Raw genomic sequence first — 26,143 nt, 5'->3', positions numbered from 1 at the left:
TGGCGTCGTTCGGAGCGCTTGCGGCGTGTCATCACTGAGCTCACCCACTTGCTCCCTCCCTCGCTCGCGAAATCTCGTGGTTCGTGCCCACCGGGCCACTTTGCGGTGCAAGCTTTGTCACAGTTGGTAACTGCGGCGCGACGGTCGGACGGCTGTGTGAGAGCGCCTGATTCGTCGACGGGTACGGACGAGCGCCACGGATTACGGTTGCGTTGATCCGCTGCTGTCCGTGCTGGCATCCGTCGACGTCTGCCGGCGCCGATGGCCGCCACGGCCCCCGCCGCTCGGTGCGACCGCACTAGCCGGTGCGGGCGGCGGCGGATGATTGATGTACTGGAAGTTCTGCGCGACGGAGGCGCTGGAGAACGTCGTGGTCGTTGCCGGTTGCGCGAACACCGAGTTCTGCAAAGCCGGATTCGACTGCGCGAAGGCGGCCGGAATACAGGCCGCGCAAGCCGTGCCCACTACGAAAACAAGCCGTTTCATCGTGTCGTTCCTGATGTGTCGTTGACGGGTTTCCGTCGAGCCCGAGTCGTGTGCACGCCGCTGCGCGCGACGCGTCCGCAATCCGCACGACGTCGTTCGGATGCACTTCTGAACGTGTCACGCCGGCCGCCCTGGTCACGCCTTAGTGACGCCATTGCGCGGCAGGGCGGAGGCCAGTCTAGGCGGCTCAAGTCGCAAACAGGTTGCGGATGCGCTTACAAGCGTTACCCGATATGTCGGCGCAGCAAGCGTGTAATGAACCACCTCGCTGTGCCACGCCCGGCCGGCGCGAGGCGACGCCAGGTTGTAAGCAAAAAAACGATCTGTAACGATCCCGTAACCAAGCGTTGCCGCTATTGGCCTAACGTTTAAATTCCCATAGCTTCTGAAGCGCTCCAAGATGATCTCCAGCACTAAATCGATTGGCATCGCGATACCGGTCGCCGTCATGGCGCTTGCGCTCGGCGGATGCGCGGTGATGCCGCCGAGCGGCCCGAGCGTGGTCGCGATGCCGCGCAGCGGTGAGCCGCTCGGCCAGTTCCAGCAGGACGACTACGCCTGCCGCGACTATGCGAACCGGTCCACCGATCCCAATGGCACGGCCTCCCAGGCCGCCACGACGAATAGCGTGAACAGTGCGGCGCTCGGCACGCTCGGCGGCGCCGCGGTCGGCGCGCTGATCGGTGCGGCTGCCGGCAATGCGGGCGCAGGTGCGGCGATCGGCGCGGGCAGCGGCTTGCTGCTCGGCGGCGCGAATGGCGCGAACGGCGCGCAGTATTCCGCAGCGGGTTTGCAAGCACGCTACGACGCTTCCTACGCCCAGTGCATGACGTCGAAGGGCAATACGATTTCGCAGCCGCAGCCCGCTTATCAGCCCGTGTACGTGCAGCCGCAGCCGTACTATTACGCGCCGCCGCCGCGCTACTACGCTCCTCCGCCGGTGATGTACTCGCCTTATCCGTATTACTGACCGGCCGACCACCTCGATCGGATCGGTATGCCGGCCCTGTCGATTGGCGGGGTCCGGCCGGTGGAGCGGGCCGGTTTATTGCTGCCAAACATTTGTCATATCTGGCGGAAAGACGCGAAGGGATGGCGGCAAAGCCGCCGGCAAAACGCCTAGGTTTGAAAGGAGGTTTTGCGGCCGCCGGTTGTCTGACGGTCCTGCTTGGTGAGCAGCCTTAGTCAGTACCATCAGTCAGCACCATCAGTCCTTTCCGGCCGGTACATCTGCTTGTTGACTTCGTTACCCTGGGTGCGGAGCGAGCCGGATTTCGCGCGAACGAGGCGAACATGCGGCGACTGCAAACCGGCCTGGTCAATCCGAGCGTGGGGTCGCGCGTGCGCGCGTGGCTGGCGATGGCGTTTGTTACGGCCTGCTTCGTGTCGTGCGGCGGCGGTTCGGGCGGCTCGTCGACGGTGGCGTCGGGCTCGGCGAGCGGTAGCGGTAGCGGCACGACGGGCGGGACCGGTTCGGGATCGGGCAGCACCGGCACCGGAAGCGGCTCGCCCGGCACCACGCCCACACCCTCGACGACCACGACGATTGCCTTCGCGACCGACGTGCTGATGCATCACAACGACCTTGGCCGCACCGGCCAGATGCTCGCCGAAACCACGCTCACGCCTGCCAACGTCAATTCCACGAGTTTCGGCAAAGTCGCGTTTCTCGCCGCCGACGGCAAAGTCGACGCGCAACCGCTATTCGTCACCAGCCTTTCGATTGGCGGCACGTCGCACGACGTGGTTTACGTCGCGTCCGAGCACGACAGCCTCTATGCGTACGACGCCAACACCTTCGCGCTGCTGTGGCAGGTCTCGCTGACCGGCAGCGGCGAAACCGCCAGCGACAATTTCAGTTGCCAGGACTTCACGCCTGAAATCGGCATCACGTCGACGCCGGTGATCGACCGCAACCGTGGACCGAACGGTGTGCTGTACGCGGTGGCGATGACGAAAGACGGCGGCGGCAACTATCACCATCGTTTGCATGCGCTCGATCTGGCGACCGGCGCGGAGTTGTTCGGTGGTCCGACGGAGATCGCGGCGAGCTTTCCGGGCAACGGCGCGGGCAGTGTCAACGGCGTCATCACTTTTAGCGCGTCGATGTATACGGAGCGCGCCGCGCTGACGCTGGTGGGCGGCAACATCTATATGGGCTGGACTTCGCACTGCATGTCGGGCGCTTACACCGGCTGGATCATGGCGTATAACGCCGACACGCTGAAGCAGACCAGCTCGCTCGACGTGACACCGAACGGCAGTCAGGGCTCGTTCTGGATGGCGGGCTCGGGGATGTCGTCGGACGGCACGTCGCTGTACGCCGTGGGCGCCAATGGGACGTTCGGCACCACGCTGAATGCGCAGGGCTTTCCCGTGGATGGCGATTATGGCGACTCGGCGATCAAGATGACCTTGGGCACGCTGCAGATCACCGATTACTTCGCGATGGACAACGTTGTAGCCGAGGCAAGCGCGGACAACGATTACGGCTCGGGCGGCGTGATGCTGTTGCCGGATCAGAACACGGCAGCGGGTGTCGTCAAACACCTTGCGGTGACGGCGGGCAAGGATAACAACATCTATATTCTCGATCGCGATTCGATGGGCAAATTCAGTCCGACCGCGAACAATATCTGGCAGGAACTGGTTGGGACGTTGGCGGGCGGGATCTGGGGATCGCCGGCTTATTACGGCGGCGTGGTGTACTACGGCGGATGGAACGATAGCCTGAAGGCATTGCCGATCACGGGTGCGTATCTCGCGACGACGGCGGCGTCAAAGAGTGCGACTACGTTTGCTTATCCTGGGGCGACGCCGGCTGTGTCGGCCAACGGGTCGAGCAATGCGATCGTGTGGGCGGCGGAAAACGGCACGGTTGGCGCTTTGCATGCGTACAACGCCAGTAATCTCGCGAGCGAGTTGTACAACAGCAATCAGGCAGGAACGCGCGATCAATGGGGCGCGGGCAACAAGTTCATCACGCCGATGATCGCGCGAGGGAAGGTTTATGTTGGGGCGACGAATGGAGTGGCGGTGTTTGGGTTGTTGTGAGAGTGTAGGTTTAGGGTGGTGGTTTGGGCGGGACTGACTGATGGCGGTTTGCTTTGTGGGCTGACTCGGAATAGAAAAGCCCCTGCTCGCATTGCATGAGCAGGGGCTTTTTTTCGCTGTTGCCTTTGTTGCCGCTGTTGCTGCGGCGCTCCTATTGGGCGCTCTTATTACGGTGGGTAACGCATCTGATTTTCATGCGTAGCGCCCAACGCCGCGCGCTTATTCGGCGTCGCTCGCGGCAGCTTTACGAGGACGACGACTGCGCGGTGCTGCTTTGCGCGCGGCTTTTTTCGCGGCCGGTTTGGCTGCCTGATTCGTGGCTACTGGCGCTTCTTCCGCTTCAGCGCGATCAACGCGCTCGACGCGTTCAACGGGCGCCGCCGATGCTTCAGCAGGCGCGGCGATCGCCGGTACGTCGTCGATCGTTCGCGGCGTGCTCTTCTTCGCTTTCTTCGCGGCAGTCTTGCGCGGCGCGCGAGCGTTGCGACGCTCGGTCGGCTTGCCGGTCGGTTCCTTGTCTTTTTCCTCTGCTTCCTCTTCGTCGTCTATGGCGATCGGGGCAGGCTCAAAATTCTGCGGACCGGGCCACGGGAATACCGGCTGCTCGAAGAAGGCCGGCTCGCCTGTGGACAGAGCGTAGTCGTCTGTACTGTCCGCATGGTCCGCATGTTCAGCGTTGTCCGGTTCAGCTTGCACGCCGACGGTACGTTCGACGCTAGCGCGCTCTTCCTGGACACTTTCCTGTTGACCACGGCCTGCCTTGCGATTGCCGCGGCTTCGACGACGCGACTCGTGTTTTCCACCCGACTCGGCCGGCGCCGTTTCGGCGACCTGCGTTTCATCCAACTGCTCGGCGGATTCGACGGTTTCAGCCAGTTCCTGCGCATTTTCGCTCGCCGCGTTCGCGGCTGTGCTCCGATACACATACGCGCCGGACTTCTCGTCGCGACCGAATTCGAGCAGACCACGCGCATGCGCTTCTTCCAGCAGATTGCCGAAGGCGCGGAAACCGTAGTACGTCTCGTTGAAATCCGGCTTGCGACGCTTGATCGCATTCTTCAGCACGGACGCCCATATCTTGCCGCTGTCGCCGCGTTCGGAAGCGAGCGCGTCGAACGTTTGCACCGCGATCTCGACCGCTTTCGTGCGACGTTTTTCGAGGTCGTCCTTGTTGCGGTTTTTCTCTTCGTCGGGTGCGCGTTTGGCTGCCGGCTGGGCGGCCTGTTGCGGGCGCGACGATTCGCGTTTGGCGACCGCGCGCTGACTCTCGCGCACGAGGTCGTCGTAAAAGAAAAACTCGTCACAGTTCGCGATCAGCAGATCGGACGTGGATTGCTGCACGCCAACGCCGATCACCTGCTTGGCGTTCTCACGCAGCTTCGACACCAGCGGCGAGAAATCCGAGTCGCCGCTGATGATCACGAACGTATTGACGTGCGATTTGGTGTAGCACAGGTCGAGCGCGTCGACCACGAGCCGGATGTCGGCGGAATTCTTGCCCGACTGGCGCACGTGCGGAATCTCGATCAATTCGAAATTGGCCTCGTGCATTGCGCCTTTGAAACTCTTGTAGCGATCCCAGTCGCAATAGGCTTTCTTCACGACAATGCTGCCCTTGAGCAACAGACGTTCGAGCACCAGCTTGATATCGAACTTGTCGTACTTCGCGTCGCGCACGCCGAGCGCGACATTTTCGAAGTCGCAGAATAGCGCCATGCTGACGGTTTCGTTGGATGACGCCATGTATATCTCCATTGAAGCGATTCGCCGAATTCGACGAATCGCGACCATGATAGCGATTCCAGCGGAGGTGATCAGCTTTTGTGTTCATGGCGCACCGATGCGGGACGGGAAAATGCGCGGGTGAATCGGGTTTTCGGCGACGTGCCCAGCGCCGCTTCGCGCTGCTCGGTGGCGCGGCGGCGTGCCGGGCTACAGCGACATGCCGGGCGCCACGCTGCGTGTGCCGACCGTGCAAGCCGTACCAAGCGCCGGGCTACCTCTCCTGATGGCGGGTCGGACTACCGAGCGCCGCACGCGTTTCCAGCACTTCATCGACGAGCCCATATGCCTTTGCGTCATGCGCCGACATGAAGTTATCACGGTCGGTGTCGCGCTCGATTTCCTCCACGCTGCGCCCGGTGCATCCGGCCATCATGGCATTCAGCCGACCGCGCTGATAGAGCACCTCTCTGGCCTGAATCTCGACATCCGCCGCTGTGCCCTGGCTGCCGCCGGAGGGCTGGTGAATCATGATGCGCGCGTTCGGCAACGCATAGCGCTTGCCACGCTGCCCCGCGGTCAGCAGAAAGGTGCCCATGCTCGCGGCAAAGCCCGTGCACAACGTGGAGACCTCCGGCTTGATGAATTGCATGGTGTCGTAAATCGCCATGCCGTCGTACACCGATCCGCCCGGCGAATTGATGTAAAAAGAAATATCCTTGTCGGGATTCTCGGATTCCAGAAACAGCAACTGCGCGACGATCAGGCTGGCCGATTGTTCGTTCACCGGCCCGACCAGAAACACGATCCGCTCGCGCAGTAGACGGGAATAGATGTCGTAAGCGCGCTCGCCGCGACCGGACTGTTCGATGACGGTCGGCACGAGGCCGAGACCGGTGATGGAAGGGTAGCTGGATTGCATAAGTGCCTCGTGACAGGCGGCGCGGCACCGTGACCCGGTAGCGCGGCGGCTGATTCGTCGAACCGCGCGCCCGATGCGCCGGTTTCTGCTCATATGACGACGGCGCGGCCGGCAGCGTGACAGGAATATTTTTGCGTGCCGCTGTCACATCGGGGATCGCTGGCACGTCAAGCTGAAAAGGATGCCGATTTGCAGCGCGCGTCTGAAATCCCGCAGGCAGCCAGGCAGGCGCCGCGCGCTCACTACTAAGCACGATCCGGAGGTCCACGCATGACGGAACAAGTAATCGACAAGGCATCCAGCTTCCAGGCCGCCCGCGCCCGCCTGTTCGCGCTGGCGTACCGAATGCTCGGCAGCCGTGCGGAAGCGGAAGACGTGGTCCAGGACGTCTGGCTCAAATGGCATCTCGCCGCCACGCAAGAGGTGCAGACGCCGGCGGCCTGGCTCACCACGCTCACCACACGCACGGCGATCGATCGGCTGCGGCACGTGCAGCGCGAGCGGGCGTCGCAAGCTGCCGGCTGGTTGCCGGAGCCCTGGCTCGATGACGTGGCGCCGTCGGCGGAGGAACTGGCCTTGCGCGCCGCGGAGATGTCGTATGGCGTGATGCTGCTGCTCGAACGGCTGAAACCCGACGAACGCGCGGCCTTCGTGCTGCACGAGGCTTTCGACTGCGATTACGCGGAGATCGCGAAGATTCTTGAGCGCACGCCGGGCGCCTGCCGGCAGATCGTCCATCGGGCGAAGGAGCGTCTGCGGCGTGCCGGCGCGCCGTTGGAGCGACCCGACCCGGCCGCACACGCACGGATCGTCGAGCGGCTGCGTTGCGCGCTGGAGGCGCAAGATCGCGCCGGCCTGCTGCGGCTCTTCAGTGAAGCGCCGGAAGTGGTCAGCGACGTGGCACCGAGTGCATTTGAACCGGCCCAAGTGTCCGCATTGGCAAAGGCACAGGTATTGGTATCAGCGTCGGCACAGACCTCGGCGTTGGAATCAGCGCAGGGGCAGGCGCAAGCACAGGCATCCGCGTTCGCCTCCGCACCCCGACCCCTGCCCACACCCACCTCAACCCCCGTGTTCGCAACACACGAACCGGCGGTGGCGGGTTGGATCGAGAAAGTCACGTCGCTGGCGCGGCAAGCACGCCATGCGGAGATCGTGTCGGTGGGCGGTGCCACCTGCGTTGCGCTGATCTGCGAGGGCGAGGTCGTCGGCGTGATCGACGTATCCACGGGCGGTCTGCCGAGCGATTCGCCGAAGATCGTCGCATTGCGCGCGGTGACCAGCGCCGCGCGTTTGCAATCGGCCAACCGTGCGCTGGGACGCGCGGCGATCATCCAGCTGCTCGCGCGAATCCAGCGGGAGGCGGTGGTGTCAGTTGCGGTGCGCCGCGACTTCCCAGTTGATGTCTACGCATAGCACCTGCGTGCCGTTCGGTGTATGCGCGGCGATCGAGGCGGTCACGCAGAGGTGGGCTTCGTTGATCGACAGGTAAGGCGGCGTCAGATGCACGCGGCCAGGCGCGCGCATTGCCTGGATGAAGTAAGGCCGGCGTTCCCAGCTTGCGCCTTCCGAATGCAGCAGCGGCCGGAATCGCTTCGCGCGTTGCGAGGCGCGACCCGGCGGCAGCACGTTGTCGCCGATCTGCCGGCCTGAGCCGTCCAGCACGAAGCAGCGTGCCGTCTCGCCGAGCGTGAGCAGCGGCGCGGTGGCTTGCGCAACCGACTCGCCGGCAACCAGTTGCGCGGCGGCGGTTTCCAGCGCCGTGACATAAGGGGCGAGGCGGGCCGACTGGGCGCGTTCGCGTGCGGCGACGCGTTCGCGCAGCGCGGCGGAAAGCGAGTCCATCAGGCCGGCCGCGGCCTGCGGCTTGACCGGTTCGACGCTCGCGCCCGCGAAGAACGCGCCCTGCACGAAGTCCACGTTGCATTCGAGCGCGATCAGCGCGTCGCGCTCGGTGCTGAGTCCGCCCATCAGCACCAGTTGCCCGGATTCATGCAGCAGCGAGACGAGGCCCGGCAACACCCGCTCGATGTGCGAGTGTTCGCTGGCTTGCGCGAGAATGCAGCGGTCGAGCGTGACGATGTCCGGCCGCAGGTTCCACACGCGGTCAATGTTCGAGTGCTTGGCGCCGAAGCCGTCGAGCGCGATCAGGAAGCCGGATTTGCGCAGCGAGTCGATGATTTCGGCAAAGCGCGTGGTTTCGCCGCCCGCCTGCTCCGAGACTTCCAGTACGACGCGCTGCGGCGGCAACCCGAGCGCCTTGAGGCCGGCGAGCAGTGCGTCGCCGTAACTGGTGTCCATCAGCGCAGCCGGGTGCAGGCTCAGAAAGAGCCATTCGTCGTGACTGTCGAACGCGTTGAAGTTGCCCAGATGCAGCGATTCGGCGAGCCGCCCGAGTTCCAGCAGGTCGCCGCGTCGCGCGGCCTGCGTAAAGACTTCGTGCGAGGGCACTTGCTTCGCGTGCTCGTCGTGCGCGCGCAGCGAAGCGTGGTAGCCGATAGCGCGCCGGTGCGACACCGAGAAAACGGGCTGAAACACGCTGAAGACGGTGTAGCCGCCGTACAGAACGGTGCGCCGGGAGCCTTCGTCGCCGGCCATCGGGCGAGGGGGCTGGAAGCCGGGAGGATCGAGTTCGATCATGCTCATCTTGTCAGTCGTGTGGAGGTGGCGGTGCGCCTGCATGCTCAACACGAGTCCGCACGCGCTAAATGGGAGTTTACAGGATAGGCGAGCAAGAACTATGCGCGCGCGGAAACACACTACGCGTGCTCGCTGACCACGGTCTCCAGCGGCGATTGTGCGCCAGCGCGGGCGCGAAGGCCACGATTCGCACTTCGCTGGTGCGGCCCGCGCCCTGTTGCGGGTCGGCGGGCCACTCCCTCAGGTCCGCTCCGAAGGATCCGTCTTTTTCGCCGGCGTGCGAATGTCCGGCGCCAGTTGCGCGAAGATCCACGACGAGCCCGCCGTGATGATCCCCACGCACAGGAAGGTCGCGTGAAACGCGGGCAGCGAATTGGCCGCCGTCACGCGCGGCAACAAGCCGGTGAAGGTCGCGAGCAGGGCGCCGGCAATCGTCACGCCGAGGCTCATCGACAGCATCTGGACCAGCGAAAACAAACTGTTGCCGCTGCTCGCGCCGCCGGTGCCCAGGTCTTTGAGCGTCAACGTGTTCATCGCGGTGAACTGCATCGAGTTGACGCCGCCGAAGAACGCCAGTTGCACGAGCCGCAGCCATAGCGGCTGATTCGCGCTGGTGAGCGCAAAGCTCGCCATGGTCAGGCCGACCAGCACCGTGTTGACGATCAGTACGCTGCGATAGCTGTATTTCACGATCAGCTTTGTCACGAGCCGTTTGGACGCCATGCCCGCCGCCGCGACCGGTAGCATCATCATGCCGGCTTCGAATGCGCTATAGCCGAGACTCACCTGCAGCAGCAGCGGAATCAGATAAGGCATCGCGCCGCTGCCGATCCGCGCGAACAGATTGCCGAGCAGGCCGACGCTGAACGTGTGAATCTTGAAGAGGTCGAGCGAGAAAATCGGCGCTGGTTCGCGCACGGCATGCAGGCCGTACGCAACGAACGCGGCGAGGCTCAGGATCAGCAGCACCAGCACCGTAGCGTGCTGAATGCCGAACTCGGTGCGGCCGTCGAGCGCGAACGAGATGGCGACCATGCCCACCACCAGCAGCAGGTAGCCTTTCATGTCGAATTTGCCGACGTGTTCGTTGCGGCTGTCCGGCATGAAGATAAACGTGGTGATGCAACCGACAATCCCCACCGGCACGTTGATCAGAAAGATCCAGTGCCACGAGGCGATCTTCACGAGCCAGCCGCCGAGCGTCGGGCCGATCAGCGGTCCGATCAAACCGGGAATCGCCACGAACGACAACGCCGCCAGGTACCGTTCCGCCGGAAAGGTGCGCAGCACCGCGAGCCGTCCGACCGGCAGCAGCATCGCGCCGCCCACGCCTTGCACGATACGGAAGATCACGAGCTGGTTGAGCGTATGCGCGTTTGCGCACAGCAGCGAGCCGATCGCGAACACCAGGATCGCGCTGAAGAACACGCGCCGCGTGCCGAGCTTATCCGCGAGCCAGCCTGAGACCGGGATCATGACCGCCATCGTCAGCGAATAGGCGATTACGACCGACTGCATGCGCAGCGGCAATTCGCCGAGGCTCGTCGCCATGGCGGGCAGCGCGGTGTTGACGATGGTCGAGTCCAGCGTCTGCATGAAGAAGCCGGTGGCGACCAGCCACAGCATCACGGTCAGCGAGCGGGGCGAGGGCGAAGGCGAAGGCGACGACGGTGCAGCGTCGGAGGGGGTGGCGGGCAGGGTCGGCGGCGTGGTCATGGAGAGCGGCTGGGAACGCGGAGACCCGGAACGGGCAGGGACTCGCTATTCTAGGGAAAAGCGCGGGGCGACGCAGCGGGCATGCCGCACACCGCCGCACACGACCTCACTCCGACGCCGGCAACGCCGCCGCCGCGCGAAAAAACGCTTGCGCCAACGGGTCGTTGCCGAACGCGATATGGATCCGCGTCCACGGACTCACTTCCATACCTGGCCGGAAATAGTGGCCCGGCGCAACCGTCACGCCCATCGTCGCGCCGCACTCCACCAGCCGCTGCGCATTGCCGACATGCGGCACGCGAGCCCAGACGAACTTGCCGCCCACGGGCTTATCGAACAGCTCCCAGCCGGCGCTTTCGAGCGTCTGGATAGTCGAGCCGAGCGCCTCGCGCATGCGGCGGCGCAGCCGCTCCAGGTACTTGCGGTACGCGCCGCGCTCCAGCAGCGTGGCCGCGACCGCTTCGGCAAAGCGCGAGCCGCCGATGCTCGTCAGCATCTTGATGTCGACCAGATCCTTGATGATCGCCGGGCTCGCCACCACGCAGCCGATCCGTAACGACGACGACAGCGTCTTCGACAAACCGCCCACGTAGATCACATGTTCGAGTTGATCGAGCGTGGCGAGACGGTCGGTGATATCGGTCTGCAGATCGGCGTAGATATCGTCTTCGATAATCGAGAAGCCGTGTTCGCGCGCCAGTTGCAGCAGCCGGAAGGCGACCGGCGGCGCGACCGTGGTGCCGGTCGGGTTGTGGAACACGGTGTTGATGAACAGCAGCTTGGGCCGGTGCAACTTCAACTGCGCCTGCATGACGTCGAGGTCGGGCCCGTTGCGGGTACGCGGAATGCCGATCAGTTTCACGCCGTGCAGCTTCAGCAGACCGTACAGATTGTAGTAACCGGGGTCTTCGACAAAGATCGTGTCGCCGGCCTTGAGCATGTAGCGCATCAGCAGATCGAACGCCTGGCTCGCGCCGTTGGTGATCACGATCTGCGAGGTGTCCGCCTGAATCCCCAACTGGCCGATGCGCGCCTGCAGATGCTCGCGTAAGGCCATGTTGCCGAACGGGGTGGCGTAGTCGACCATGCTCGCGGGGTCGGTGCGCGAGACGTGGCGGATTGCCTGCGCGATGCTGTCCGTGTCGCGCCACGCTTCCGGAATGAAACCGCTGCCGAGCTTGAGCGTTTCGCCGGGGTGGTTGAACTGCTGCAGCAGGTGGTCCGTGTCCTCTTCGGCGCGGCGCGGATCCGAGGTGCCCTGGCAAGTCGTGCCCATCGGTTGCCGGTCGGCCACATAGAAGCCCGACCCGTGGCGCGAGTCGACATAGCCGAGCGACACCAGCCGGTCATACGCCTCGATCACGGGAAAGCGGCTCACGCCGTAGTCGGCGGCAAACTGGCGGATAGACGGCAGCTTTGAACCGGGATGCGCGGTGCGCGCCCGGATCCAGCCGGTAACACCGGTGACGATCTGCTCGGTCAGCGGCACGCCGTTGTCCCGATCGAGCTGAATGTCGAGTTTCATGCGGTTCTCTCCTTCACCGTTGGCCGAGACGATGCCTCGACGCCTCGACCTGACAACTGTACGGTTTTTTGACTGAACAGTTCCGATGAAAGTGTTCGGAACTGTGCATGGGTATCCGATGATCCTACGTCAATAATCGGCACAACAGAAAAGTTCTTTGAAGGAGAACGGCGATGCGTGAAGTCCGGATTTTTGAATTGGAACAGGGCGAACCCGTGGCGGCCTGGCGTGTCGCGCGGCCGTCGATCTTCAAGGTGATCTCGGGCGAGATCTGGCTGACCGTCGAAGGCGAAACCATGGATCATTGGCTCGCCACCGGCGAATCGGTCGAGTTGCCGCGGCATGCGGTGGCGTGGATCAGCGCCGGTCAGGCCGGCGCACGTTTCGCGGTGGCGAGCGGCTCGGAACAGGTGGTGGCCAAGCTGATTCCGGGCTTGTCGATGTTCGCCTGGCTGCCGCGCTGGTTGAGTGCGGCTTGATAGCCTGAGCCAGCCCAATACAGCCTAATAGTCTCCAACGTAGCGCGCGCGTGGCCGGATCAAGCGGCCGTCGCGCGCCTGTTCCATGGCGTGCGCGATCCAGCCGATCACCCGGCCCACCGCAAATAACGTGAACGCCGCACCGGCCGGCAGGCCGAGCACGCGTTCGATCGCCACCAGCGCATAGTCCACGTTCGGTTGTGCGCCGGTCGTGTCGTGCACCGTGCGCGCCAGCGCGAGCACGTCGCCAAGCGGCGAGCGGGCCGGCGCGCAATCGGCGAGCATGCTCAGCAGGACGCGTGCGCGCGGATCGCCATCCGGATACAGCGGATGCCCGAAGCCCGACAGCGTCGGCCCATGCGCGCCGTGTTCGAGGCGCGCGAAACGGTTCGCGAGATAACGGTCGAGATCGGGCGCGCGCGACGCTTCTTCGAGCAACGCGGCGATCCGCACGGTTTCGCCGCCATGTCGCGGCCCGGACAACGCGGCGAGTCCGCCCGCCACCGCACCGAACAAATGCGTTCCCGTCGACGTGATACAGCGCACCGTAAATGTCGACGCATTCAGCTCATGATCCGCGCAGGCCACCAGAGCCGCCCTCAACAACCCGGCCTGCTGACGGTTGCGCACCTGCCACGCGGTCGCGAGTTGCCGGTGCAGCGGTTCGTTCGACGGTGACGCCGAGATCATCGCGGCGGCCAGCAAGCGCATCACGGCGCACGCCGTATCGAGTTGCGCATCGCGGCCGAGCGCCCACACGCGCGGCATCTGCGCCGCGGCGGCCGGCAGCAGCACGAGCGCGCGGTCGAGCGGCGTGCTGTCGCCCCACAGCTTCAGCCATGCGCTCCACTGCGCGGCGGCGAACGGCACCGCCGGCGCTTGAGCGATGCGTCGCTCGCTACATTCCCATAGCAACGCGGCCACGTCCTCGAGCGACGCGCTACCCGCCAGTTCCATCGCATCGCGCCCGCGATACAGCAGACGGCCGTCGGCCACCAGCGTGATCGACGATTCGAGCACCGGCACGCCCCAGTCCAGCACCTTCTGCGCGACCTTGCCGGCGCGCTTGCCGTCTTCCTTGCGCTTGGCGAGGCGCCGCACTTCCGCAGCGTCGTAGAGGCGGTGCTTGCTTTGCGCATCCGGCATCGACTGAAGCATGCCGCGGCTCACGTACGCGTACAGCGTGGGCAGGCTGATACCGAGCGCGGCGGCGGCTTCCGGTGCGGTCAGAAAATTCGAGGCGGGCATGGGAGCGGGCATGAAAACCGATAAGAACCGAAGAAATCAATATATATTGATTATCATAATCAAGGTTGATTGAGAAGGGTGGGGATTCTAGACTCGGTTTCACTTTCCCTCGCTTCGGTACGAACGCCATGACGCCTGAACTCGCTCTCAAACAGATCTGGACGCTCGCGGGCTGCGACCCGACAGCGCTGCACGCCGTCACGCTGAGCGGTGACGATCCGGGCTTGCCGTCGGTCTTCCGGGTCGGCAGCCTGGCGTCGGCGACCATCGCCGCGACCGGTCTCGCGGCAGCCGAATATCACCGCTTGCGCACGGGTCACCGGCAGCATGTCGCGGTGCAGATGCGGCGTGCGCTCGCGTCGTTTCGCAGCGAACGGTATTTGCGTATCGACGATGGCCCGCCGCCCGCACTGCGCGATCCGGTAATGGGTTTCTACGAGACGCGCGACGGCCGCTGGATTCAACTGCACACGAATTTCCCGCATCACCTGCAAGGGGTGTTGACCGTGCTCGGCTGCGAGAACAGCCCTGCCGCGGTAGCTGCCGCGATTCGCGAGTGGGACGGTGCAACGCTCGACCAGACGCTCGCCGATGCGGGCCTCTGCGCGGCGCTGATTCGCACGCCCGAGGAGTGGGCCACGCTCGACCAGGCGCAGGCGATCGCGGGTTTGCCGCTGTTCGAGATCGAGCGCATTGGCGACGCGCCGGTCGAACCGCCGCGTATAGGCGACGCGAATCGGGCATTAGCGGGGGTGCGGGTGCTGGATCTGTCGCGCATCATCGCGGGGCCGGTGGCGGGGCGCGCGCTTGCGCAACACGGCGCGGACGTGCTGATGATCAACGGCCCGCATCTGCCGAACATTGCGCCGCTGGTGATCGACAATGGACGCGGCAAGCGCTCGGCGCTGGTCGATCTGCGCGAGGCGGCCGGACGTGAAACCTTGCGCGGCCTTGCCGGCGGTGCCGACGTGTTTTTGCAGGCCTATCGCCCCGGCGCGCTGGCGGCGCGTGGCTTCGGTCCCGAAGAACTGGCGCGGATCCGGCCGGGCATCGTGTATGTGTCGGTGTCCGCGTATGGACACGAGGGACCGTGGTCGCAACGGCGTGGCTTCGATAGCCTGGTGCAGTCGGCGAGCGGCATTGCGTCGACCGAGCGGCAGGCGGCGGGCTGGACCGAGCCGAAACATCTACCGTGTCAGGCGCTGGATCACGCGACCGGTTACCTCGCCGCGTTCGGTGCGATGGTCGCGTTGGCGCGGCGCGCGACTGAAGGTGGAAGTTGGCACGTGCGGCTTTCGCTGGCGCAAACGGGACGCTGGTTGCAGTCGTTCGGGCAGATTGCCGATGGCTGGAAAGCGCCCGATGTGTCGATCGATGACGTACGCGATTGTCTGGGGACGGTGGCCTCCGACTTCGGCCGCGTGCTGGGCGTGTTGCCCGCCGAAGAGCTGGACGAAACGCCGGCGTTTTTCGCGTTGCCGCCGGCCCGGCCAGGCGCGCACGAGGCCAGGTGGTAGTGGCCGCGCTTAGCGCTAACGGCCGCGTTGCCTACTTCCGCAACTCTGCGACAAAGTCGTAGTAATCGTTGCGGCAATACGTGTCGGTCAATTCGATGGCCCGCTGGTCGGCGGTATAGCCCACGCGGGTGATCAGCAGCAGCGCGTCGTTCGGCGCGATGCTCATCTGCTGCGCGATTTCGTCGCTCGCATTCACCGCGCGGAAGTGCTGCAGCGCGCGCACGATCGTCAGTCCGCGCTGTTCAAGGTACGTGTACAACGAATCGCCGATAGCCTGAGGATCGGGAATCACCGCAGAAGGGAAAGTGGAGTTCTCCACCGCCATCACGATGCCGTCGGCCAGCCGCAAACGCCGCAAACGCGTGACCGCCGCCGCCGGCGACAAGCCGAGCTGAATCACTTCGTCGCGATTGGCCGGCAGGATTTCGCGCGACAGCCACTTCGAACTCGGCGTGAAGCCCCGCCGCCGCAGCATTTCGCTAAAGCTCGACAGACGCGACAGCGGATCTTCATAGCGCGGTGTGATGAAACTGCCCGCACCCTGCGTGCGCCGGATCAGGCCTTGCTCGACCAGCAACGCGATCGCCTTGCGCGACGTGATGCGCGATACGCCAAGCGCCTCGGACAGCACGCGCTCCGAGGGCAGGGCCTCGCCGGCGTTCCAGCGGTTTTCGTGAATCGCGGTGCCGAGCTTGCGGGCAAGTTGCAGATACAGCGGCGTGTCGTTTTCCGGGTCCGGGCGCAGGTCGCGCCAGCGGTCTTCCGAGGCAGAGTTCATGGGGCTCACGCAAGAAGGGCAAGCGGCAATTCTATGACATCGGCGCGCTGCGTTATAGCGGGCTTTTGCCTGGTGCCGGATCGAATGCCCATTCAGCCGCTAAACTCGTCGTGTGTTTTTCGGCCACTTCGAGGAGTCAGCATGACGAGCGATATCGCAAGCGTGAGCCTGCCCGACGGCGAACGCATTCCAAAACTGGGGCAGGGCACGTGGGAAATGGGCGAGGTGCCGACGCGGCGCGCCGCCGAAATCGCCGCGCTGCGCTGTGGGATCGAACTGGGCATGACGCTGATCGATACGGCGGAAATGTACGGCGACGGCGCGACCGAACAGCTAGTCGGCGAAGCGCTCGCCGGCTTGCGCGATCAGGTGTTTCTGGTCAGCAAGGTGTATCCGCATAACGCCAGCCGGCGCGGCGTGATCGCGGCCTGCGAACAGAGCCTTAAACGGTTGAAGACGGACCAGCTCGATCTGTATCTGCTGCACTGGCGCGGCTCGGTGCCGCTCGCGGAAACGGTCGAAGGTTTCGAGGCGCTGCGCCGGGCGGGCAAGATCCGCCATTGGGGCGTCAGCAATTTCGACACGGACGATATGGAAGAACTCGTCGCGACACCCGGCGGGGACGCCTGCGCGACCAATCAGATTCTCTATAACGTGGCGCGTCGCGGGCCGGAGTTCGACCTGCTGCCATGGCTTGCCGCGCACAAGATGCCGGCGATGGCGTACAGCCCGGTCGATCACGCTCGCTTGCCGAAGCGCTCGCCGCTCGACGATATCGCCGACGCGCGCGGCGTCTCGGTGTTTCAGGTGGCGCTCGCGTGGGTGTTGCGCGAGCCGGGCGTGTTCGCGATTCCGAAAGCGGGGCGCGTCGAGCATGTGCGGGACAACCATCGCGCGTCGCAACTGCGGCTCGGCGCCGATGAGCTCGCGGCGCTCGACGCTTACTTCAAACCGCCGCGCAGCAAGCGGGCGCTCGAAATGCTGTGAGCGCGGCCGCCTTTAATTGCAACTGTGATGCAGGTGCACGGAGCCTAGCACCGCGACTTCCGCGGGGGTGTGCTTAAGCGAATCGTCGCTGACTTGCGCGGCGTCGGTGATGAAATCGTCGACGATCGACGACACCTGCGTGTTGCGCAGGCACAGCGACACGCGCTGGGTTTCATTGGCCGGCAACGCGGAACGCTGACCGAGGAACAGCACGCCGTACTGATAACCGTGGATGATCCCGCGGATCGCGCCGACGCATTGACCCTGCGCGACGTTGTCGTTCTTCTGCTTGCAGGTCTGCGCGAGCGAGTAGGCGGAAAAGCTGGGGTCGACCGGCGGCGCCGCTTGCGACAGCGTGGGTGACAGCGGCGCGGCCGCCTGTGCGGGTTGCGCGGGTGTTTGCGCCGGGGTTTGCGCATGAGCGAGCGATGCGAGGCCCAGCGCGGCGGCCATCAGCAGGCCAGATGCCACGCGTGTTGCGAAGGGGGGGACGTTTCGTTGCATGTTGTGGTGCCCTCATATCGAACGTTGAATCTGATATGAGGCGATCGATGCGGTTTGGTTCCAGGCGGGCACCGACTTTGCCCGTTTGGGTCGCTGTCGCCAGCGAGCGCGTTGGTGTGCCGCGCTGCGCGTGACGAGGCCGATTGACGGCCGGTTGGCATGGACGTGTCGTCTGACTGAACCGGCCTCGCGCGGTGACGCTCGACCGGGGGATCGAGACATCACCGCCGATGCCAGCGGACAGCGCACGGTAGCCGGCCGTGTCGTCGGCGAGGGTAGGGCGCGGGGGCCCCCTACCTATGAAACGGGCGATTGCTAGTGCCCGTTTCCTCCGCCGTTGCCACCGCCGTTACCGCTGCCACCCTTGCCTCCGTGACCGCCGCCGAAGCCTCCGCCAAAGCCACCGCCGAAACCGCCACCGAAGCCACCGCCAAAGCCACCACCGAAACCACCGCCTTTGCCACCGCTTGGGCCGCCGCTGGAGCCGCCGCAACCACAGCCGGCGCTCCCGCTGCTGCCGCTGCTGCCGCCACCGCTGCTACCGCCACCGCTGCTTCCGCCGCCGCTGCTTCCACCACCGCTGCTTCCACCGCCGCTGCTTCCGCCACCGCTGCTTCCACCGCCGCTGCTTCCGCCGCCGCTGCTGCTTCCACCGCTGCTACCGCCACCGCTGCTTCCACCACCGCTGCTTCCACCACCGCTGCTTCCACCGCCGCTGCTTCCGCCACCGCTGCTTCCACCGCCGCTGCTTCCACCGCCGCTGCTTCCGCCGCCGCTGCTGCTTCCACCGCTGCTACCGCCACCGCTGCTTCCACCACCGCTGCTTCCACCACCGCTGCTTCCACCGCTATTTCCCTTACCACCCGTACCCGAAGAACTTCCGCTGCCGCTGCCACTGCCCGATCCAGCTGCACCACCCGCCGCACCGCCCGCCGCGCCACTACCATTCGCACCCGCGCCGCTGTTGCCTCCGCTCGCTGCACCGTTGCTGCCGCTGCCGCCGCCATGATGGCCGCAGCCCGCAATATTGACGCCCTCGCAGCCTTGCGGCTGGAAGATCGCGGCGGCGTCGTCGGCGGCGGTCGTGTCGCCGGGCGCGGCGCCCGTCGCCGATTCGCCGGCGGCCATGCCCGTCGTCAATTCACCGGCCGTTGCGCCGTCGGCCTGCGCGAGCGAGCGCGTCGTGCCTTGCGTGCCGCTGGCCGGCAGCGGCGCATCGGCGAGCACGATCCACTTCGGGATCACATCGGTCGATGCCGGGTAAGCGAGTTGAGTGGCCAACGCGGTGACGCCTGCTACGATCGCCGCGCTCCGCAGGACCCCGAAGTAATACCGTTTATATCTGGTGGTCTTCATCACATCTCTCCCGAGGAACGCCGGCGCCTCGCTGCCGCCATCTCTCATGCTGATTCCGCGGCGGCGGACCTGTCTGTTGCGGGCTTCGCCGCGCCCCCGAGTCTGTTTTGCCGATACTCGTCAATCGCTCGTTTGTTGTCGTTTGAAACGCGCGTGCGCAGTCGTTACGCTGAGATGCGCTCGCCGGTTTTTTTATCTGATTCCCCATCGGTTGCCGCGCCCGCTTGCCGGGGCGCCTGCGTTCCTATGTCTGGACACTACTTAGCGATATCCATGCCACTGACCGCAAAGCCTTGCGGCCACAGGCGTCGAATAGGGGTGTGCGATGCCGGCGTTGAAAAAACACCGGAAAACGTTTCGGCGATGAAACGCGCGGCCCTGAAACTCAGGAGACGCCGCGCGATGCCGCGTTATTCGCTGCGTCCGGCGCTTTCCGGCGCGCTGTCGGCGCCGTTGCCAGGGAGCGTGCCTGCGTCGTCGCGCGAGGCGGCTTGCAGGGTGCGCAATTCGTCGATAGGGATATGACAGCGGATGCGATGCACGGCCGCTTGTCCACCGTTCACGTCGACGCCGCCGGCATCGACGAACGGCGGGTCCTGCTCTTCGCAGATCGCGCCGAGCTTGCGCGGGCAGCGTGTGTGGAACACGCAACCGGACGGCGGTGAGGCCGCGCTCGGCAGATCACCGGACAGCCGGATACGCTTGCGAGCGGGGCGGCCGGTGCCGTCGGCCTGAGCGTCGTGGGTGGTATCGAGCGTCGGTACGGAAGACAGCAACGCCTCGGTATAAGGATGATGCGGCCCGCCGAACACCGCGGCCGCCGGTCCGATTTCCAGCAGTCGGCCGAGATACAGTACGGCGATGCGATCGGCCAGATAGCGCACCACGTGCAGATCGTGCGAGATAAAAACGTAACTCACGCCGCGCTCGCGCTGCAAGTCGGCGAGCAGATTGAGAATCGCGGCCTGCACGGAGACGTCGAGCGCGGAGGTCGGTTCGTCGCAGACCACCACGCGCGGTTCGCCGGCAAACGCGCGGGCAATCGCCACGCGCTGCTTGAGCCCGCCGGACAGTTGGCGCGTGCGCGAGCCGAGATAGCGCTCCGGCAAACGCACGGCGGCCGTCAGCGTGGCGAGCCGTTCGTCGATCGCGGGCCCGCGCAACGGCGTGAGCCGCGACAGCGCACGGCCGATCAAACGCTTGACCGAATGCGCGCGATTGAGCGCCGAGTCCGGGTTCTGGAACACGATCTGCAGCGACTTGACCTGTTCGTCGTTGCGCCGCGTCACGCGCGCGGCGAGGGGCGCGCCGTCGAGTTCGAGCACGCTGCCGGCGTCCGGCGTGAGCAGGCCGAGCATCAGCTTGGCGAGCGTCGTCTTGCCGCTGCCCGATTCGCCGACGAGGCCAAGCGTCTCGCCGCTCGCGAGGTCGATCGAAACATTGTCGACCGCGCGCAACGGTGCGCCGCCCACATGGAAAGTCTTCGAGAGTTTGTCGGTGCGCAGCACGAGCGGACGCGCGTCGCTATCAAACGACTCAGGACGGCGTTCCGGCAACGTGGCCTCAGCCGCCTCGGCGACCTCAGCGGACGCGCGCGGCAATTCAAGCGCGCGTTCGTGGTAATGGCAGCGCGACATCTGATCGCCATGCGCGGCGCTCACCCGATACGGCGGCGGCGCTTCGCGACGGCAGCGGTCGTCGGCGAGACGGCAGCGCTCCGCGTAGATGCAGCCCTGCGTGACCGAGCCCGGCAGCGGCAGACTGCCCGCGATCGTGTCGAGCCGCTCGCTGTCCTTGCTGCGTCCGGCTGTCGGCAAACAGCGCAACAGCCCGACCGTATAAGGATGGCGCGGCCGCGTGAAGACGTCCTGAGTGGCGCCTTCCTCGACCAGCTTGCCCGCGTAGAGCACGCCGACGCGCTCGCACATCCGCCCGATCACCGCGAGGTTATGGCTGATGAACAGCACGGCGGTGCCGAGTTCTTCGCGCAACTGCGCGACGAGGTCGAGCACTTCGGCTTCGACGGTGGCGTCGAGGCCGGTGGTCGGTTCGTCGAGAATCAGCAACGCGGGGTTCGACGCGAGCGCCATGGCGATCACCACGCGCTGCTGCATACCGCCCGACAGTTGATGCGGATAGCTCTCCATCACCCGCTCGGGCGCCGCGATGCGCACGCGCTGCAGCATCTCGCGCGTGCGTCGCAGTGCTTCGTCGCGCGCGACGCCAGCCGCTTCGAATGCTTCGGAGACTTGCCGCGCGATCGTCAGCGACGGATTCAGCGCGCGCCCCGGGTCCTGATAGACGATCGAAATCGCATTCGCGCGCAGATGGCGCAGCGCGTCGGCGTCGAGCTTCTGCACGTCTTCGCCGGCGATCACGATCTTGCCCGCTTTCACCTTGCCGTTGCGCGGCAGATAGCGCAGCGTGGCCATCGCGACCGTCGATTTGCCGCAGCCCGATTCGCCGACGAGTCCGTACGCCTCGCCGCGTCGCACGCGAAACGATACGTCCTGCAGCACTTCGCGATCGCGTCCGCGCATCCGGTACGTCACGGTCAGGCCGACGACGGTCAGCGCGTCGGTGCGGTCGCTCTTCGACACATCGAAGGCGGGGAAGGAGGAGGGCGGCGGGCCGTTCATCGGTCGAGCACGCCTTGCACGCTGTCGGCGATCAGATTGACGCCGACCACCAGCGACGCGATTGCACCTGCCGCGAACACCACGGTCCACCAGGCGCCGCCGGCCATCAGCGTGTACGACTCGGAGAGCGCGAGGCCCCAGTCGGCGGAAGGCGGCTGAATGCCGAAGCCGAGAAACGACAGCGTGGCGACCGCGAAGATCGCATAGCCGAGCCGCACGGTGGCCTCGACGATGATCGGCGGCAGCACATTCGGCAGAATCTCCGCGAACATGATGTATGGCGCGCGTTCGCCACGCAGTTGCGCGGCGGCCACGTAGTCGAGATGGCGTTCGGCGAACACGGCGGCGCGCACGGTGCGCGCGGTGATCGGCGTGAAGGTGATGCCGATCACGAGGATCACCGTGAAGTTCGACGCGCCGACCGCGGCCAGCGCGAGCAGCGCGACGATCACGAGCGGCAGCGCGAGCACGGCGTCGATCGCGCGGCCGACCACGTTGTCGACCCAGCCTTCGAAATAGCCGACGATCAGGCCCAGGGTCGTGCCCGCCACGGTGCCGAGCAGCGTGGCCAGCGGCGCGATGGTCAGAATGTCGCGCGCGCCGACGATCACGCGCGAGAACACGTCGCGACCGAGCTGGTCGGTGCCGAACCAGTGCGTGCGGTCGGGCGGCATCAGCGAATTGAGCGGATCGGACGCGTAAGGGTCGATCCGCACGATCCACTGCCCGGCGAGCGCGCAGACAATCCACCACGCGACGATCACCACCCCCACCACGAAAGTGGGCGAACGCAGCAGCACGCGCAATTGATCGAAGCGCGGCTCGGCGAGCGCGCGTGGGGTAGCGGGTGTCGGCGGAACGATCGTGCTCATTCGGCGCTCCTCACGCGCAAGCGCGGATTGAGCAGCACGTGCAGCGCATCGGCGACGAGATTCGCCACCGTGTACACCACGCCGATGGTCAGCACGCCCGCTTCGAGCATCGGAAAGTCCTTGGCCTTGGCGGCGTTGTAGATCAGCGAACCGATGCCCTGGTAGTGGAACAGCGTCTCGACCACTACCAGCCCGCCGATCATGTAGCCGAGCTGCGTCGCGGCCACGGTGATGGTGGGCAACAGCGCGTTGCGCAATACGTGCCGCCAGATCACGACACGGCGCGGCAGGCCCTTGAGAATCGCGGTGCGGGTGTAGTCGGCGTCGAGCGCCTCGACGGTGCCCGCCCGCGCCATGCGCGCGATGTAGCCGAAGAACACCAGCACCAGCGGCAGCACCGGCAGAATCAGATGGCGCAGTTGTTCGAGCACGCTCGCGTCGGGCGGATACGACGCTTCGATCGGCAGCCATTGCAGCCAGATGCCGAACACCAGAATCAGCACGATCGACGAAACGAACTCCGGCACCACGGTCGCCGACAAACCGGCAATGCTGATCGTGCGATCGAGCCAGCGCCCCGCGTGCATGGCCGACCACACGCCGCCCGCAATGCCGAGCGGCACGACCACGATAAAGGCGAGCAGACCGAGCTTGGCCGAATGCGCGAGCGCGTCGGCGATAAACGGGCCGACCGGCTCACGGTACGCGTACGAAAGCCCCATATCGCCGCGCAGGAAATGCGAAATCCACTCGACGTATTGCGTGAGCAGCGGTCGATCCGCGCCGAGCTGATGATTGAGCGCGGCGACCGCGCGCGCATCGGCGAGCGGCCCCAGCACCGCGCGGCCGATATCGCCGGGCAGCAACTGGCCGCCCGCGAACACGATCACCGAGAGCAGCCACAGCGTGATCAGCGACAAGCCCACGCGCGTCGCAAGAAAACGCACGACGCGCGCCGCGTTGCCGCCGGCGACCGAACGCGTGGGCGGGGCAGGCGACGTGGGTGAAGTGGGCGGGGTCACCGTGGTCGACATCGTGAGCTCCTGCCGAAGACGCGCCGGCGCTTACGCGCTCAACACCGCGCGGTCGAAATAGAGTTGCGCGAGCGCGGTGAAGCGCACGCCGTTCACGCCCTTACGCATCGCGATCAATTGATCGTAGAAGAACGGAATGATGACGGGCGTCTCGTCGAGCAACAGCGTCTGGATCTGCCCGGAGATTTTCCTCTGCGTGCCGAGATCGACCGCGGCGACGAATTGCGCAACCAGTTGATCGTATTGCGGGTTCTTGAAGTGGGCGGCGTTCCATGTGCCGGTGCTGGTGAGCGGCGCATTCAGGAACACGTTCGGCACGCCGCGATGACCGTAGTCGGTGATGCCGAGCGGCGAGTCGAGCCAGTCCGATTTGCCCGGCGTGCCGGCGCCGTAATACAGCGACTGGCTCTCGACCTTCAGGTTGATGCGCACGCCGATCGCTTTCGCCGCGTTCTGCACGACGACCGCGAGATCGGGAATCTCCATGTACTTTTCGGTGGTCAGCGTCACGTCGAAGCCGTTCGGCACGCCGGCCTGCGCGAGCAGTTGCTTCGCCTTCGCGACGTCGAGCTTGCGTTGCGGAATGCCCGCGTCCGACGACGGAAACACCGGCGCGAAGGGACTATCGTTGCCGAGTTGCGCGCGACCCTTGAAGAGCCCGCGCACCAGCACGTCGCGATCGAGCGACAACGCCAGCGCCTGGCGCACACGTTTGTCCTTGAACAGCGGACTGTCGTTGCGCATGTGAATCTGCCGGTGCGCGCTCGACTTCACGCCGACGGCCTTGTACTCCGGATTGTTCAGAATGCTGGCGCCGCCCTGCACGGTGAAGGTGCCCATCACGTCCGCCTGATGGCCTTGCAGTGCGAGCAACTGTGCCTGTTCGTCGGCGTAGAAGGAGAACTGTACGCGTTGCGGTAACGCTTTTTCGCCCCAGTAATCCGGGTTGCGCACGAACGACGCACCGACCTTGGCCTGATACTTTTCGAGCTTGAACGGACCCGTGCCGATGAAGCTCTTTTCATAACCGCCCGCGTAATTGGCGGGCAGGATCACGGCGTTGTAATTGTCCGAGGAAACGTAGTACGGAAAGTTGCCGTTCGGCGCGTCCAGATGAAACGCGACCGTGTGGTCGTCGACCACTTTCGCGCCGCCTTTCGACAGCACGCCCTTGAGCACCGAGAGCGCCGCCGAGCCGCTCGCCGGATCGGCGAGGCGGTCGAAGGTGGCGACCACGTCTTTGGCGCCGAACACCTGGCCGTCGTGGAACTTGACGTTGGGGCGCAGCGTGAAGGTCCACACGTCGCCCTTGTCGTTCGGCTTCCACGACAACGCGAGCGCCGGCTTCAGCACGAGTTTTTCGCCGTCGTCGTCGATCAGGAATTCACCGGTCTGGTTCAGCAGCGCGAGGCTCGCGGCGTCCGTGACGGTGAGCGGATCGACCGCGCCCGCGGGCGTCAGGTGGGCCACACGGATCGTCTGATTGGACGCGGCTGCATTACCCTGGGCGCGGGCACGCGGCGCGTTCAGCACGCCACCGCCCACCAGCGACAAACCGATCACGCTCGCATAGCGCAGCAGTTCGCGGCGCGTCAGGCGGCCGGCGACGAATTCGTCGAGGGCGTGGTGGCCGTACGCGTCGGCGGTGAGGCGGGCTGCGTCGAGGTCGGGGAATCGGTCCGCGGGAGTCTTCATCGAAGGAGTGTCCAGTCCGTTTCTGCTGCCGGTTCTGAAGGACCGCACGAGACGCGCGCGCGAGCGGCGACGTTAGGGCGGTGAAAAAAGCGCAGCGGCGTACGCGGGGTAGCGAAAAGCTGCGTAAAACGGCTTCAGTGTAAGCGATTGCTCTGCGATCCGGCGCGCTTGCCGCGCTGCCGGGTTGCGGATCGGCGGATAAAAGGGCCGCTGTGTATCGCCATCACAACGTTCTGCGAAGCCGCCTCGCGACGGCGGCCGCGAGTCAATGATCGTGTGGATGCTTGTGAATCGGATCGACCCAGAAAACCGTTTCCGGTGCTTCCACCGCGTCGATGTTCAGATTGACCACCACGGCCTCGTTGTCGCTGCGCACCAGCACGCATTCGAGCGGGTCGTCGGTGCTCGCGTTGATCTCCTGATGCGGCACGTACGGCGGCACGAAGATGAAGTCGCCGGGACCGGCTTCGGCGGTGAACTCGAGGTGTTCGCCCCACCGCATGCGCGCCTGGCCGCGCACCACGTAGATCACGCTTTCGAGCGCGCCGTGATGATGCGCGCCGGTCTTCGCATTCGGATGAATCGTCACCGTGCCGGCCCAGATTTTCTGCGCGCCGACCCGCGCGGCGTTGATCGCGGCCGCGCGATTCATGCCCGGCGTCTGGGCGGTATTGCTGTCGAGCTGATCGCCCTTGATGACCTTCACGCCGTGCTCGCGCCAATCGACCGGCTCCGCCGGTTGCTCGGCCTTGTAATGCGGATGTTCGTGATCCTGGCTCATGATGTGTCTCCTCGTGGGCGTCGGTCCCGCCGATCGGCATGGCGCCGTCCTGCATTTTTGCACGTTCGCAAACGTTCGGAAACCGGCGGGTGAACGTGCGTCCGTTGAATGAAAAAAGCCCGTCCACAGGGGACGGGCTTGTTCGAGTCGTGAGCCTATGAGCCGCCCGCTTGCGCGTGACGGAGCTT

22 protein-coding genes are annotated in these 26,143 nt (G+C 65.3%); 7 read left to right on the top strand and 15 right to left on the bottom strand.

Annotated elements, in window-relative coordinates:
* Positions 1-201 precede the first annotated feature (201 nt).
* Positions 202-486 (bottom strand): hypothetical protein, encoded by a 285-nt coding sequence (locus tag HWY05_RS14155; protein WP_035548172.1) that lies wholly within the window; start codon positions 484-486, stop codon positions 202-204.
* A gap of 400 nt (positions 487-886) precedes the next feature.
* Here HWY05_RS14155 and HWY05_RS14150 point away from each other — a divergent pair, with 400 nt between their 5' ends.
* Together HWY05_RS14150 and HWY05_RS14145 are read left to right on the top strand one after the other, a co-directional pair.
* Positions 887-1,456: a glycine zipper family protein gene (locus HWY05_RS14150; RefSeq protein WP_035548169.1), complete on the top strand. Its 570-nt coding sequence runs from the start codon at positions 887-889 to the stop codon at positions 1,454-1,456.
* Between the two features lie 389 nt (positions 1,457-1,845).
* Complete coding sequence (locus HWY05_RS14145) at positions 1,846-3,540, top strand: PQQ-binding-like beta-propeller repeat protein (RefSeq protein ID WP_244146616.1); 1,695 nt, start codon at positions 1,846-1,848, stop codon at positions 3,538-3,540.
* 219 nt (positions 3,541-3,759) lie between these two features.
* Here the strand turns inward: HWY05_RS14145 and HWY05_RS14140 are convergent, their stop codons facing one another.
* Positions 3,760-5,283: an NYN domain-containing protein gene (locus HWY05_RS14140; protein ID WP_035548166.1), complete on the bottom strand. Its 1,524-nt coding sequence runs from the start codon at positions 5,281-5,283 to the stop codon at positions 3,760-3,762.
* Positions 5,284-5,536: 253 nt separating this feature from the next.
* Positions 5,537-6,184, bottom strand: coding sequence for an ATP-dependent Clp endopeptidase proteolytic subunit ClpP (gene clpP, locus HWY05_RS14135; protein ID WP_176058737.1), 648 nt, complete (start codon positions 6,182-6,184; stop codon positions 5,537-5,539).
* Between the two features lie 270 nt (positions 6,185-6,454).
* Here clpP and HWY05_RS14130 point away from each other — a divergent pair, with 270 nt between their 5' ends.
* The gene (locus tag HWY05_RS14130) at positions 6,455-7,600 is read left to right on the top strand and encodes a sigma-70 family RNA polymerase sigma factor (RefSeq protein ID WP_176058736.1); all 1,146 of its coding nucleotides are present in this window, start codon (positions 6,455-6,457) and stop codon (positions 7,598-7,600) included.
* On the opposite strand, the gene HWY05_RS14125 is transcribed toward HWY05_RS14130, so the two are convergent.
* The 3 genes from HWY05_RS14125 to HWY05_RS14115 all read right to left on the bottom strand — a co-directional run bounded on the left by HWY05_RS14125 (position 7,556) and on the right by HWY05_RS14115 (position 12,065).
* Positions 7,556-8,830, bottom strand: a complete 1,275-nt coding sequence (locus tag HWY05_RS14125) for an EAL domain-containing protein (protein WP_035548158.1) — start codon at positions 8,828-8,830, stop codon at positions 7,556-7,558. The genes HWY05_RS14130 and HWY05_RS14125 overlap by 45 nt on opposite strands.
* Before the next feature lie 234 nt (positions 8,831-9,064).
* Positions 9,065-10,540, bottom strand: a complete 1,476-nt coding sequence (gene mdtD, locus HWY05_RS14120; protein WP_176058735.1) for a multidrug transporter subunit MdtD — start codon at positions 10,538-10,540, stop codon at positions 9,065-9,067.
* 106 nt (positions 10,541-10,646) lie between these two features.
* Positions 10,647-12,065, bottom strand: a complete 1,419-nt coding sequence (locus HWY05_RS14115) for a PLP-dependent aminotransferase family protein (RefSeq protein WP_176058734.1) — start codon at positions 12,063-12,065, stop codon at positions 10,647-10,649.
* 173 nt (positions 12,066-12,238) lie between these two features.
* Between HWY05_RS14115 and HWY05_RS14110 the strand changes: the two genes are divergently transcribed.
* Positions 12,239-12,544, top strand: a complete 306-nt coding sequence (locus HWY05_RS14110; protein ID WP_035548149.1) for a DUF2917 domain-containing protein — start codon at positions 12,239-12,241, stop codon at positions 12,542-12,544.
* A 24-nt stretch (positions 12,545-12,568) separates the two neighbouring features.
* On the opposite strand, the gene HWY05_RS14105 is transcribed toward HWY05_RS14110, so the two are convergent.
* A complete protein-coding gene (locus HWY05_RS14105; protein ID WP_035548146.1) occupies positions 12,569-13,792 on the bottom strand; it encodes a citrate synthase family protein in 1,224 nt (407 codons plus the stop codon).
* A 128-nt stretch (positions 13,793-13,920) separates the two neighbouring features.
* Between HWY05_RS14105 and HWY05_RS14100 the strand changes: the two genes are divergently transcribed.
* Positions 13,921-15,309, top strand: a complete 1,389-nt coding sequence (locus HWY05_RS14100; protein WP_176058733.1) for a CoA transferase — start codon at positions 13,921-13,923, stop codon at positions 15,307-15,309.
* Between the two features lie 31 nt (positions 15,310-15,340).
* Here HWY05_RS14100 and HWY05_RS14095 read toward each other — a convergent pair whose 3' ends face one another.
* Positions 15,341-16,087, bottom strand: a complete 747-nt coding sequence (locus HWY05_RS14095; RefSeq protein ID WP_035548140.1) for a GntR family transcriptional regulator — start codon at positions 16,085-16,087, stop codon at positions 15,341-15,343.
* Between the two features lie 141 nt (positions 16,088-16,228).
* On the opposite strand from HWY05_RS14095, the gene HWY05_RS14090 reads away from it, so the two are divergent.
* The gene (locus tag HWY05_RS14090) at positions 16,229-17,074 is read left to right on the top strand and encodes an aldo/keto reductase (RefSeq protein WP_176058732.1); all 846 of its coding nucleotides are present in this window, start codon (positions 16,229-16,231) and stop codon (positions 17,072-17,074) included.
* A gap of 12 nt (positions 17,075-17,086) precedes the next feature.
* Here the strand turns inward: HWY05_RS14090 and HWY05_RS14085 are convergent, their stop codons facing one another.
* Positions 17,087-17,578, bottom strand: a complete 492-nt coding sequence (locus tag HWY05_RS14085; protein ID WP_035548134.1) for a hypothetical protein — start codon at positions 17,576-17,578, stop codon at positions 17,087-17,089.
* Positions 17,579-17,871: 293 nt separating this feature from the next.
* On the bottom strand, positions 17,872-18,423 hold the full coding sequence (locus tag HWY05_RS14080) for a hypothetical protein (protein ID WP_176058731.1): 552 nt from the start codon (positions 18,421-18,423) through the stop codon (positions 17,872-17,874).
* Between the two features lie 182 nt (positions 18,424-18,605).
* On the opposite strand from HWY05_RS14080, the gene HWY05_RS14075 reads away from it, so the two are divergent.
* A complete protein-coding gene (locus HWY05_RS14075; RefSeq protein WP_176058730.1) occupies positions 18,606-18,842 on the top strand; it encodes a hypothetical protein in 237 nt (78 codons plus the stop codon).
* A 502-nt stretch (positions 18,843-19,344) separates the two neighbouring features.
* Here HWY05_RS14075 and HWY05_RS14070 read toward each other — a convergent pair.
* The 5 genes from HWY05_RS14070 to HWY05_RS14050 form a co-directional block, all read right to left on the bottom strand.
* Complete coding sequence (locus tag HWY05_RS14070; protein WP_035548129.1) at positions 19,345-21,573, bottom strand: ABC transporter ATP-binding protein; 2,229 nt, start codon at positions 21,571-21,573, stop codon at positions 19,345-19,347.
* Positions 21,570-22,445: an ABC transporter permease gene (locus tag HWY05_RS14065; RefSeq protein WP_176058729.1), complete on the bottom strand. Its 876-nt coding sequence runs from the start codon at positions 22,443-22,445 to the stop codon at positions 21,570-21,572. Before HWY05_RS14065 ends, HWY05_RS14070 begins: the two co-directional genes overlap by 4 nt.
* On the bottom strand, positions 22,442-23,479 hold the full coding sequence (locus tag HWY05_RS14060) for an ABC transporter permease (protein ID WP_244146607.1): 1,038 nt from the start codon (positions 23,477-23,479) through the stop codon (positions 22,442-22,444). Before HWY05_RS14060 ends, HWY05_RS14065 begins: the two co-directional genes overlap by 4 nt.
* Positions 23,480-23,509: 30 nt before the next feature.
* Positions 23,510-25,174, bottom strand: a complete 1,665-nt coding sequence (locus tag HWY05_RS14055; RefSeq protein ID WP_176058728.1) for an ABC transporter substrate-binding protein — start codon at positions 25,172-25,174, stop codon at positions 23,510-23,512.
* Positions 25,175-25,439: 265 nt separating this feature from the next.
* Positions 25,440-25,955: a cupin domain-containing protein gene (locus tag HWY05_RS14050; RefSeq protein ID WP_035548116.1), complete on the bottom strand. Its 516-nt coding sequence runs from the start codon at positions 25,953-25,955 to the stop codon at positions 25,440-25,442.
* Between the last annotated feature and the right edge of the window lie 188 nt (positions 25,956-26,143).

It is taken from the genome of Paraburkholderia sp. BCC1876, from assembly GCF_902833695.1.
Taxonomy (GTDB): Bacteria; Pseudomonadota; Gammaproteobacteria; order Burkholderiales; family Burkholderiaceae; genus Paraburkholderia.
The sequence above is the reverse complement of the archived record's forward strand: the minus strand, read 5'-3'. Positions and strand labels throughout refer to the sequence as shown.

Bases quoted from the DNA above. Each gene is read 5' to 3' on its own strand.
- HWY05_RS14155 (WP_035548172.1), bottom strand. From the start codon at position 486: ATGAAACGGCTTGTTTTCGTAGTGGGCACGGCTTGCGCGGCCTGTATT.
- HWY05_RS14150 (WP_035548169.1), top strand. From the start codon at position 887: ATGATCTCCAGCACTAAATCGATTGGCATCGCGATACCGGTCGCCGTC.
- HWY05_RS14145 (WP_244146616.1), top strand. From the start codon at position 1,846: ATGGCGTTTGTTACGGCCTGCTTCGTGTCGTGCGGCGGCGGTTCGGGC.
- HWY05_RS14140 (WP_035548166.1), bottom strand. From the start codon at position 5,283: ATGGCGTCATCCAACGAAACCGTCAGCATGGCGCTATTCTGCGACTTC.
- clpP (WP_176058737.1), bottom strand. From the start codon at position 6,184: ATGCAATCCAGCTACCCTTCCATCACCGGTCTCGGCCTCGTGCCGACC.
- HWY05_RS14130 (WP_176058736.1), top strand. From the start codon at position 6,455: ATGACGGAACAAGTAATCGACAAGGCATCCAGCTTCCAGGCCGCCCGC.
- HWY05_RS14125 (WP_035548158.1), bottom strand. From the start codon at position 8,830: ATGAGCATGATCGAACTCGATCCTCCCGGCTTCCAGCCCCCTCGCCCG.
- mdtD (WP_176058735.1), bottom strand. From the start codon at position 10,540: ATGACCACGCCGCCGACCCTGCCCGCCACCCCCTCCGACGCTGCACCG.
- HWY05_RS14115 (WP_176058734.1), bottom strand. From the start codon at position 12,065: ATGAAACTCGACATTCAGCTCGATCGGGACAACGGCGTGCCGCTGACC.
- HWY05_RS14110 (WP_035548149.1), top strand. From the start codon at position 12,239: ATGCGTGAAGTCCGGATTTTTGAATTGGAACAGGGCGAACCCGTGGCG.
- HWY05_RS14105 (WP_035548146.1), bottom strand. From the start codon at position 13,792: ATGCCCGCCTCGAATTTTCTGACCGCACCGGAAGCCGCCGCCGCGCTC.
- HWY05_RS14100 (WP_176058733.1), top strand. From the start codon at position 13,921: ATGACGCCTGAACTCGCTCTCAAACAGATCTGGACGCTCGCGGGCTGC.
- HWY05_RS14095 (WP_035548140.1), bottom strand. From the start codon at position 16,087: ATGAACTCTGCCTCGGAAGACCGCTGGCGCGACCTGCGCCCGGACCCG.
- HWY05_RS14090 (WP_176058732.1), top strand. From the start codon at position 16,229: ATGACGAGCGATATCGCAAGCGTGAGCCTGCCCGACGGCGAACGCATT.
- HWY05_RS14085 (WP_035548134.1), bottom strand. From the start codon at position 17,578: ATGCAACGAAACGTCCCCCCCTTCGCAACACGCGTGGCATCTGGCCTG.
- HWY05_RS14070 (WP_035548129.1), bottom strand. From the start codon at position 21,573: ATGAACGGCCCGCCGCCCTCCTCCTTCCCCGCCTTCGATGTGTCGAAG.
- HWY05_RS14065 (WP_176058729.1), bottom strand. From the start codon at position 22,445: ATGAGCACGATCGTTCCGCCGACACCCGCTACCCCACGCGCGCTCGCC.
- HWY05_RS14060 (WP_244146607.1), bottom strand. From the start codon at position 23,479: ATGTCGACCACGGTGACCCCGCCCACTTCACCCACGTCGCCTGCCCCG.
- HWY05_RS14055 (WP_176058728.1), bottom strand. From the start codon at position 25,174: ATGAAGACTCCCGCGGACCGATTCCCCGACCTCGACGCAGCCCGCCTC.
- HWY05_RS14050 (WP_035548116.1), bottom strand. From the start codon at position 25,955: ATGAGCCAGGATCACGAACATCCGCATTACAAGGCCGAGCAACCGGCG.